The following is a 1761-nucleotide window of genomic DNA, read 5'->3' on the forward strand; positions in this document are numbered from 1 at the left end:
GGGCTGTGCGAGACCTCCCGGAGGAAGGCCCCCGGGGTCCGGTCGGGCAGCATCAGGTACAGCCGGATGAGCCGTTGGCCGAACGCCCCGTGGAGGTGGCGGACGGCGGCGAGTCCGGCGGCGGTGAGGGGGGCGGGGGCCGGCTGGTCGGCCGACTCGTCGGCGGCTTGCCGGGCTCCCGCTCGGCCTTCCGCGGCGGCCGTCCCGGTGCCGCCGTTCGCGGACTCGGGCGCCGGTTCGGCCGCCGGTTCGGCCGCCGCCTCTTCCGCCGCCTCGGCGAGCGGGCAGAGGGTGACGGCGGCGGCCCGGTGCACGCAGGCCGGGGCCAGCAGGCAGCCGCAGCGGACGTCGGACTCCCCGGCGACCACCCCGCCGGGGGCGTGCAGCACGAGCACCGTCTCCTCGTCCACCTCCACCCGCCAGTCGTCGCCCTCCCGGGCCACCGGCCGCTCCGCCAGCTTCGCCGCCGCGCCGTCCAGCCGCTTCTGCAACCGGGCGCTCAGCCCGGCCACCACCTCGGCGACCACCTCGGGCCGCACCGCCGGCCAGTCGTTCGTCCGCGCCGTCACGCTCATCGCACCTTCTCCCCCACCCAGCGGGCCAGTTCCAGCGGGCTCAACGCCGCCACGGGCATTCCGGCCGCGACCAGTTGGCCCGCGACCGCCTTCGAGTAGCGGGCCGTCCCGGTGTCGTCCAGCGCCGCGCAGCCGAGCAGGTGCACCCCGGAGTCCACCAGCGCCCGGGTCTGGGCCAGCAGCCCGCCGACCGGCCCGCCCTCCTCGAAGTCGCTGACCACCGCGATCAGCGTGCGGGACGGCACCGTCACCAGCTCCCGCGCGTACCGCAGCCCGCGCGCGATGCTGGTGCCGCCGCCGACCCTCACCTCCAGCAGCAGGCCCAGTGGATCGTCCACCCGCTCCGTGAGGTCCAGGACCTCGGTGGAGAAGGCCACGAAGTGGGTCGTCAGCGAGGGCACCCCGGCCAGGATCGAGGCCGTCAGCGCGGCCCACACCGTGGAGGCCTCCATCGACCCGGAGACGTCCACCACCAGGATCAGCCGCCAGTCGTTGGCCTGCCGCGCCCTGGTCCGGAAGACCGGGCGCTCGGGCACGATCAGGGTGCCGCCGTCCGGGGCGGGACGGGCGGTGGCGAGGTTGGCCCGGATGGTCCGGTCCAGGTCCAGCCCGCCGCCCGGCCGACGGGACGGGCGCGGCACGGCGATCCCGGTCAGCGCCGGGCGCAGCCTGGTGGCCAGCTCCCGGCTCAGCTCGTCCACCAGGCGCCGCACCAGCGGGCGCAGCCGGGCCACCCGGGCCTCGGGCAGACCGCCCGCGTGGTCCAGCACGGTGCGCAACAGGTCGACGGACGGGCGGACGGCGGACGGGTCGACCGCCTCCAGGACATCGGTACGGCCCTGCGCGACGGCGGCGGCGAGCACCTCCTCGCGCACCCCGGGGCCGAACAGCGACTCCAGTTCCTCGGCCCACTCCCGGACGCCGGGGTACGGGGCCTCGCGGCCGCCCTTGCCGCCCCGGCTGTCCAGGCCCGGGCCGGAGCCCTCGCCCCGGCCGCTGCCGTACAACTCGTCCAGGGCGGTGGCGATCCGGGCGCCCCGACCGGTCAGGCCGCCGGTGCCGGGGCGGCCGAGGAGCAGCCGCCAGCGCTCGGCACGATCCGGTCGAGCAGGTGCTGTTCCACCTGCCAGGCGGTCGCGAAGCGCCCGCGGTCCAGCAGCTCGCCCGGGTCCGCCGGGGCCCGCTC

The 1761-nt window shown here is 77.5% G+C and carries 2 pseudogenes; both read right to left on the reverse strand.

What is annotated here, in order from left to right:
• A pseudogene (locus ABZW03_RS40510) lies at nucleotides 1-575 on the reverse strand (hypothetical protein); the annotation flags it as partial.
• Nucleotides 572-1669, reverse strand: a pseudogene (locus ABZW03_RS40515) (VWA domain-containing protein); the annotation flags it as partial. The pseudogenes ABZW03_RS40510 and ABZW03_RS40515, both read right to left, overlap by 4 nt.
• Nucleotides 1670-1761 lie beyond the last annotated feature (92 nt).

Origin of the sequence: Kitasatospora sp. NPDC004799, assembly GCF_040609095.1 — a bacterium.
Classification (GTDB): Bacteria; Actinomycetota; Actinomycetes; order Streptomycetales; family Streptomycetaceae; genus Kitasatospora.